The 7,457-nt window shown below is 73.2% G+C and carries 5 protein-coding genes; 4 read left to right on the top strand and 1 reads right to left on the bottom strand.

The genetic code is table 11. The features are described from left to right. From AC5LSR_RS22210 to AC5LSR_RS22195, 4 genes are all read left to right on the top strand, one after another. A partial coding sequence (locus AC5LSR_RS22210; RefSeq protein WP_493468948.1) for an aminotransferase class I/II-fold pyridoxal phosphate-dependent enzyme occupies positions 1–1,954 on the top strand: 1,954 nt, incomplete at its 5' end. Beyond that, on the top strand, positions 1,951–2,415 hold the full coding sequence (locus AC5LSR_RS22205) for a hypothetical protein (RefSeq protein ID WP_250286807.1): 465 nt from the start codon (positions 1,951–1,953) through the stop codon (positions 2,413–2,415). The genes AC5LSR_RS22210 and AC5LSR_RS22205, both read left to right, overlap by 4 nt. Positions 2,416–2,897: 482 nt before the next feature. Beyond that, positions 2,898–3,143 (top strand): hypothetical protein, encoded by a 246-nt coding sequence (locus AC5LSR_RS22200; protein ID WP_250286808.1) that lies wholly within the window; start codon positions 2,898–2,900, stop codon positions 3,141–3,143. Between the two features lie 512 nt (positions 3,144–3,655). Next, complete coding sequence (locus AC5LSR_RS22195; protein WP_250287354.1) at positions 3,656–4,903, top strand: cytochrome P450; 1,248 nt, start codon at positions 3,656–3,658, stop codon at positions 4,901–4,903. 176 nt (positions 4,904–5,079) lie between these two features. On the opposite strand, the gene AC5LSR_RS22190 is transcribed toward AC5LSR_RS22195, so the two are convergent. Continuing rightward, complete coding sequence (locus AC5LSR_RS22190) at positions 5,080–6,678, bottom strand: FAD-dependent oxidoreductase (protein WP_250287355.1); 1,599 nt, start codon at positions 6,676–6,678, stop codon at positions 5,080–5,082. Positions 6,679–7,457 lie beyond the last annotated feature (779 nt).

Here is a 7,457-nt window from a genome sequence, read left to right as displayed (position 1 = left end):
TCCGGCAGCCGGAGCGCCACGGATCGGCGCCGGCATCTCCGGGGCGGCCATACCGCGACAGCCGGCGCCTGACGTGCCAGCGGCGGCGGGCGGCACCTGGCCGCTCGTTACGCCGGGCGGACACGACCCGCTCGGGAACGCGGCGGCCGCGGCGCATACCGCGACGTCCGCCGCGGGGGCGGTCATACCTGCCCGCGGCCGGGACGTGCTGCGGGCACAGGTGATCGAGAGCATCTCCGGGCTGAGCGCCTATCCGGAGAGCCACATCCACGAGAAGCACGCCTTCGTGGGGGATCTGGGCTTCGACTCGATCATGATGACCGACCTGGTGAACGCGCTGGGACGCCGCTGGCCGGGCCTGACCGTGCGCACCGAGGACATCGCCGAGATCACCACGGTCGGTGATCTGGTAGCCGTACTGGCCCGGCGAGCCGGCTCCGCGGGCCTTCTCCCGGCGGCGGCCGGCCCGACGGCCCGGGATGCGCCCGAAGCGGCCGGCCCTGGTCAGGCCGGCATCGAGGCCAGCGTGGAGGCCGGTGCCGGAGCGGATACCGGGATCGGCCTCGGAGCGGGTATCGGAGCGGGTATCGACGCGCGGACGCGGGACTCCAACGGCTTCGCCACCCAGCTGTACCCACAGGGCACGGGGAACGGGCTGTTCGACACCGTCGGCAACGGCAACGGCAACGGCAACGGCCGCCACCGGGAGCACCCGCGCCCCGACAGCGCCGCCACCGACGTCACGGCCTTCCCCGAAGTGGTGGCGCTGCGCAAGCGCCTTGAGCTCAGCGACCAGCTCGGCCTGCACAGCCCGTACTTCCTGCTGCACGAGGGGAACGCCCGCGACCGTACGGTCGTGGCCGGCCGGGAGCTGGTGAGCTTCTCGACCTACAACTACCTGGGCCTGTCCGGGCATCCGGAGGTCAACGCGGCGGTCAGCGAATCGGTGGACCGGTACGGATCCTCCGTCTCGGCCGCCCGCATCCTCTCCGGCGACCGGCCGCCGCACCGCGAGCTGGAGGCGGAGCTCGCCACCCTGATCGGCGTGGAGGACTGCGTCGTCCTGGTCAGCGGGCACGCCACCAACGTCACGACGATCGGCCACCTCGTCGGGCCCGGCGACCTGATCGTCCATGACGCGCTGGCCCACGACAGCATCCTGCAGGGGGCCCGGCTGTCCGGAGCGACCCGCCGGCCGTTCCCGCACAACGACCCGGCGGCCCTCGACAGGCTGCTCGCACAGGTGCGCCACCGCTTCCGCCGGGTCCTGATCGTCGTCGAGGGCGTCTACAGCATGGACGGCGACATCGCGGACCTGCCCGAGCTGATCAAGGTGCGCAACCGCCACGGCGCACTGCTGATGGTCGACGAGGCGCACAGCATCGGCGTGATCGGCGCGGCCGGCGGTGGGGCGGGCGAGCACTTCGACGTGGACCGCGGCGGTGTCGACGTGTGGATGGGCACCCTGTCGAAGTCGCTGGCCAGCTGCGGCGGGTATGTCGCCGGCCGCCGGGCCCTGGTGGACTACCTGCGCTACACGCTGCCGGGCTTCGTCTACAGCGCCGGCCTGACACCCCCGAACACGGCCGCGGCGCTGGCCGCGCTGCGGGTCATGCGGGGGGAGCCGGCCCGGCTGGCCCGGCTGCGCGACAACTCGGCCCTGTTCCTGCGCCTGGCCCGCGAGGCCGGCGTGAACACCGGGACGAGCGCCGGGACCCCGGTCATCCCGTGCATCGTCGGCGGCTCGATACGCAGCGTCCAGCTGGCCAACACGCTGTTCGAACGCGGGATCAGCGTCAACCCGATCATGTATCCGGCGGTCGAGGAACGCCTGTCCCGGCTGCGTTTCTTCATCACCAGCGAGCACACCCCCGAACAGATCGCATGGACCGTCGAGACGCTCACGAGCGAGCTGCACGCCGCCGTGCCATCCCAGCTGGTGGACGCCGGATGAGTGCCGCCCGCCACACCGGGCCAGCGCTGGCGGACGCCCCGGCGGCCACGGCGCCGCACGCCCCGCGCGCGACAGCCGCCGCCGAGCGGGCCGGAACGGCTGGGATACCCGGGACGAACAGGATGCCTGGAACGGCTCGAACGGCCGGGGCCGCTGTGGGGCACGCCGTCATCGGCGGCCTCTCCCACGGCGGACGGGTCATCAGTGCCGCCGTGCTCGTCCTCGTCGTGGCCGTCGCCACCTTCCTGGCCTGCGGGATGGTGGCGGTCGGGCTCTTCACCCTCGTCAGCGGCCCTGCCGTCATCCCCGGCGTCCTGCTCGATGCCCTGATCGGCGTTCTGGCCGCCCTTCTGATCATCCGTTTTGCCCCTGTCCCGACGCTCACCCGGCCGTCCGGTGGCCAGGAGCGGCCGGTGCCCCGGCCACCGGAGACCGGCCACGACCGCGATGGTCCCGGCTGAGCAGCCGGAGCCACGCCGTCACGGTCTGCGCGACACGGTGGCCCAGCGGCAGGCCAGGGCGTCCCGGGACGGCGGTCCGGTGCTGGTGCTGCTGGTCCCGGCAGGCACCGGCCCGGCTGGCGAGGTCTGGCGAGGTGGAGTTCGGACGGCTCGTCCAACGCCTGTGGCTGACGTTGGCCCGACGGAGGCTGGCCGCGCACCCGCAGTCCCACCTCATCGACTGCCCGGCCACGGTCGGGCCGCTCCTGGAGCTCACCGCGGCCGTGGCCGAACGGCCGCTGCGGATCACGCGGGCCGGGCGGCCCGACCCGGAACAGCTCCGGCGCGTCCCGCTCCCGGCCCGTCGTGTCCGGGCCGGGCAAGGCCGGCGTGCCCGGGCCGGACACAGCCGGCGTGCCCGGGCCGGGCGAGGGTAGCTCCTCGGACGGCCGCGCCCATCCGGGCACGGCGCGCTCTTGCTGGATGGTCACGATCGCAGGACCATGGGCGTTGTGCTGCTCTTCGACGAAATTATCGCGATCTCCGACCCGGTCGAGCGCGCAGCGGTCGCTCACGATCTGCTCTGGAACGACCATCCTCAGCGGCTGCGGCTGCGTGCCGTCCGTGGTCTGGCGATCCGCGAGGCGATCGGCCGGGGCTTGGCCGTCGAGGAGATAGCGCACCGGCTGCGGGTCCGGGTGCCGGACCTGACCTGGATGAGCGAGCACGCAGCCCCCGGCCCGAACTGACCTTCCCCGGCTCCCGTCAGCCCTGGGCGCACCGGCGCCGCGCGGTCGCGCGGTCGCGCGCCCGGGCTGCCGCATGCCCGCCGCATGCCCGCCGCGCGGCGTTCCGGCCCGCGAGCGGCCGGTCCGCCGGGCCCCGCCCGCTCGGCGCGGGCCTGCGTCCACGGCAGCCGGCCAGCATCCGTCCAGCCATTCTTCTCGTATTTTTCCCGTTCTCCAGTTACGTCATTCCGGCTGGCTGCCGACGTTTCAGTGACGACATGCCAGCACCCCGGCTCACCGGTTCGTGCGGTTCCCGCCGGCACTGGTTCAGCGCCGATTCATCGGCGGGTAATACCGTCCCGGCATTCTTCTTCTGACCGGCAGACGCCACCGGCCCGCGCGAAGGCACCGGGTGAAGGCACCGGGTGAAGGCACCGGGTGCATCGCGGAAGGCATGGTGCGGGCGGCCCCGGCGGGCTGGCGGCTGTCATCTCCGGCCGCTGGGACGAGCACGACAAGGAGAGGACCCGGTCATGAGTTCCGCCTCGGCATCGGACACTCCCGCCGCCGCGCCGCTGGCGTTCGGCGCCTTCGACCCGGCTCGCCGCGCCGACCCCTACCCGGGCTACCGCGCCCTGCGCGCGGCGGATCCCTTCTACCGCATCCCGCTGGGAGATCTCCAGGCCACTGTGCTGACGCGTTACCCCGACTGCTTGACCGCCCTGTCGGAAACAGCCTGGGGACGCGGCGAGTCCGGGACCAACGCGTGGCGTCGCGCCGAGGCGCTGGACGGCGGGCTGCGGTCCTTCCTGCGGATGAACCCGCCCAGCCATACCCGGCTGCGCGGGCTGGTCAGCAAGGCCTTCACACCCCGGATGGTCGCCGCCTTCCAGCCCCGGGTCACCTCCCTGGTCGACACGCTGATCGACGCCGCGCTCGAGCGGGAAGGCGAGATCGACCTGATCGGCGCGCTGGCCCGCCCGCTCCCGCTGCGCGTCATCTGCGACCTGCTGGGCGTGCCGGCGCGGGACGAGCAGACCTTCCGCGGCTGGGCCAACGACCTCACCCGCGGCATCGACCCGGACTACCTGCTCACCCCCGACGAGCTGGCCCGGCGCCGGACGTCCTCCCGCGAGTTCGACGCCTACTTCACCGAGCTGATCGCGCGGCGCCGGGCCCGCCCGGCCGAGGACCTGCTCAGCGAGCTGGTGGCGGTGCGGGACCAGGGCGACGTGCTCAGCGAGAGCGAGCTGCTGGAGCTGTGCGCCCTGCTGCTGGTCGCCGGCTACGAGACGACGGTCAACCTGATCGGCAACGCCGTCTTGGCGCTGCTGCGCAACCCCGACCAGCTCGCCCTGCTACGTGCGGATCCCAGCCTCATACCCTCCATCATCGACGAGACGTTGCGCTACGACCCGCCCATCCAGCTCATCGGCCGGCTCGCCCTGCGGGACACCGAGATCTCCGGGCACCCCTTCCCCCAGGGCGAGATCATCATCATCCTGAGCGCGGCGGCCCAGCGGGACCCGGACGTCTTCACGGATCCGGACCGTTTCGACATCACCCGCTACGCCGGCGCCGCTCCCGCGCACCGGCACCTCGGTTTCGGGCTGGGCATCCACTACTGCCTCGGCGCGCCGCTCGCCCGGCTGGAGGCACGGATCGCCCTGCGGGCGCTCGTCCAGCGTGCCCCGGGGCTCACCCTGGCCGCGGACCCGCCGCCCTACCGGCCGCACCTGACCGTACGCAGCCTCGCGGCCCTGCCCGTCCGGCTGTCCTGAACCCGGCCGGGCCGGGCCTGACGGCCGGCCGGTGCGCACGACCAGGACGGACGACCGCGGTGGGGCGGCCCCAGCGAGCGAACGATCACGCGTGGCGATGGATGACCGTCCGCGGGAGCGTGGGAGCCCGGGAGCACCGCCGACGAGCGGCTGACCGCTTCCCGTGTCGCTGGCGTTCAGGAACTCTGGCCGGGAAGGCCCGTCCCTGCGGTGTTCCGTGTCCCAGCCGTGGGCGCCTTCCGCGGGGTGGTCGGGTGTGACCAGCCGAAGCGCAGGACGCCGGCGGCCACGGCCGGGCGCAGCAGGGCGGTCGGGGCGTCCACCAGGTTCAGCGTCTTCATCAGGGCGCGCGCCACCGTGGCGTCCCGGTGCGCGGCGACCTGCACCCGTTCCGCGTACGGGCCCACCAGCCGCTCGCGCGGGCCGCGCCGCCCCTGGACGCCGGGATAGCGCAGGTCGGCCCCGTTGGCCATGTCCCACGCGACGTCCACGAGGCGGCCGGCCTGCCGGTAGAAACGGGCCGGCAGGTCCGGGCCGCCGGCCCGCAGGCAGTCCCGCAGCGCCCACGCGTGCTGGGCCGCCACGGTCATTCCCTGGGCGTAGAGCGGGTTGAAGCTGCATATCGCGTCACCGATGGCGAGGAATCCGGCCGGCGGGTTCTGCACCCGCTCGTAGTATCGCCGCAGTGAACTGGTGAAACGGTGGGGCACCGGGTCGCTCAGCGCCTCGGTCGACGTGACCAGGTCGTAGATGTCGGGTACGGGCAGGGTCCGGGCGAACGCTTCGAATCCCTCGGGATCCGTCGGCGGGTGGTCGCCGAGCATTCCGGTGAGCGTGACATGCCAGCGGCCGCCCTCCAGCGCGACGGCGCCGCCGCCACGGAATCCGGGCATGGTCGAGACTATGACCGAACGCTGGCCGTCGAGATGCTCGGGGCGGTACCGGTAGAAACGCGACGCGTATCCGAGATCGACGCCGGTCCGCCGCTCGGCCGGGCCGGGCAGTCCCAGGGCGGCCAGCCAGTCCGGGCCGCGGGAGGCACGGCCGGTCGCGTCCACCACAAGATCCGCGCGGATGAGTCCGGTGCCGGTAGCGGCGCCGGCATCAGCACCGGCATCAGCGCCGCTCCCGGCACCGGCGGTACGGGGCTGCTGGACGACACGCACCCCGATGATCCGGCCGGGCGCCTCCGGCGCGGTGACCAGCCCGGTCGCCGACGTCCGCTGGACGAACCGCACGCCGGGGACCGCCCGCAGCCTCGCCCGCAGGACGTCCTCCAGCAGCCCCCTGCTGGCGAGCACCGAGGTCAGCCCGGTCGGGGCCGAGCGGACCCGCAGCCCCCGCAGATACCAGCGGGAGCCCACCAGCGTCTCGATCGTGGACGCGCCCCGCCGCGTGAGTTCCGTGGTCAGGCCGGGGAACAGCTCCTCCATGAGCCGGCGTCCGCGGTCGAGCAGCCCGTGCAGGTGCCGGCCCTGGGGCACACCACGGCGGGAGTCGCCGTGGGGATCACCGTCGAGGAGCACGTCCCGTTCGAGTACCGTGACCCGCTCGAAGGTCTCCGAGAGCACCCGGGCGGCCAGCAGCCCGGCGATGCCGGCGCCGAGGACGACCGCGTGGCCGCGGCCGTCCTCGGCCGCCCGCGGGTGTGACGGCCGGCCGGGCTGCGGCCCCCGGGAATCTTCGCCGACCAGGGGGAGCGCGGGATCGGCGTGTGGCTGCCTGGCCGGCGTCGGAAGCACCGTGCCGTCGTCCATCACGCCTCCCGTGGCCATCAGATGTTCACCGTCACGTATTTCCGGCCGGCGTGGACCGGCTGCGCCGAAATCTTTCCCGCGGCTTGTCCACACACCGTGGACAAGCCGCCACCAGCCAGGTGGGCCGACAATGCGAGCCGACGATGTGAGCCGGCGCTCCGAATGCCTTGCGAAGGATATCGTGGAGCCAGGCCCAGGCCGGTGTCAACCAGGATTTCGATGATTCGATGGCTGAAGAAAATGTGTCGCCAGCCTCCGCGCCTCCCCTGCTGGAGACAGCACGGTAACCGCATTCGGCGGGCTTGGCAACACCGCACCGGACGACTCCTTCACAGCCCTGGCCTCCATCAGCGAAACCAATTGTTTCATTCGGCGTCACAATAGCCGGGCCAGCCGCGTCCCGGCCGCCGCCAGGGACATCTTTCTTTCGCCCTGAAATGTAAACTCGCCGTTCACCGAAGCGCCGGCCGAACATGCTGGAATACGGTCCCAGCGGACGGTCCGGCGTGTTCGGCAAATGCCCGGCCGGCGCCGGCGGCATCCGTCGGCGCGGCCCGTGGTCGGAGCAGGCAGTCGGCGACGGCCTGTGACGGTGGGCACCGAAGAATCGCGAGAGGGAGCCGACATGGACGTGGCGACGGCCCAGGAGGCAACGGCCCAGGAGGCAGCTCAGGAGGCAACGGCCCAGGAGGCCCAGGAGGGCCTGGGCCGCCAGGGAGACCCGGCGGGCCAGGGCAGCCGGGCGGCCCGGGCGACGGCGCCGGGCGGCCCCGCGGTGCCGCCCCACGGCCCGCTCC

This window comes from Protofrankia sp. CiP1_Cm_nod4 (assembly GCF_982290645.1).
The sequence above is the reverse complement of the archived record's forward strand: the minus strand, read 5'-3'. Positions and strand labels throughout refer to the sequence as shown.

Coding starts and splice junctions, on each gene's coding strand:
- AC5LSR_RS22200 (WP_250286808.1), top strand. CDS start 2,898: ATGGGCGTTGTGCTGCTCTTCGACGAAATTATCGCGATCTCCGACCCG.
- AC5LSR_RS22195 (WP_250287354.1), top strand. CDS start 3,656: ATGAGTTCCGCCTCGGCATCGGACACTCCCGCCGCCGCGCCGCTGGCG.
- AC5LSR_RS22205 (WP_250286807.1), top strand. CDS start 1,951: ATGAGTGCCGCCCGCCACACCGGGCCAGCGCTGGCGGACGCCCCGGCG.
- AC5LSR_RS22190 (WP_250287355.1), bottom strand. CDS start 6,678: ATGGCCACGGGAGGCGTGATGGACGACGGCACGGTGCTTCCGACGCCG.